Origin of the sequence: Bifidobacterium pullorum subsp. saeculare (assembly GCF_016899725.1) — a bacterium.
GTDB lineage: Bacteria > Actinomycetota > Actinomycetes > Actinomycetales > Bifidobacteriaceae > Bifidobacterium > Bifidobacterium pullorum_C.
Genome location: NZ_JACLYU010000253.1, coordinates 1 through 438 on the forward strand (window position 1 = coordinate 1; position 438 = coordinate 438).

Sequence of the window (438 nt, forward strand, 5' to 3'; positions counted from 1 at the left end):
GTCAGGAAGTCTGAAAGAGCTCTTTGGAAACCATCTCGGTAACTTCCTCCTGGCTTTTACCATCGCCAGCGGCGGTACCCTGTGCTTCTATGTCTACACCGTCAATGCACCGAATATCGTCCATTCGACTTTCAGCAGCACTCCGATGGCGGCAACCGCGGTCAACCTCATCGCCCTATTCATCCTCATGCTCGGGCAACCGCTGGGAGGCCTCATCGGTGACCGGATCGGACGCAAACCGGTGTTGCTCTTCTTTGCCGCCGGTGGAGTCGTTTATACCTGGGTTCTCGTGACCTGTCTGTCGCATGCCCGCAAGCCCGTAACTGCATTCCTCATGCTGCTCATGGGCTATATCTTCCTTACCGGATATACCTCGATCTCCGCAGTTGTGAAGTCCGACCTTTTCCCAACCGATGTCAGGGCGCTGGGTGTTGGGAT

At 55.7% G+C, this 438-nt stretch carries 1 protein-coding gene; it reads left to right on the forward strand.

Features of this window, described 5'->3' with window-relative positions; genetic code table 11:
- On the forward strand, window positions 1-438 hold a 438-nt coding region (locus H7U32_RS10425; protein WP_204469944.1), incomplete at both ends, for an MFS transporter.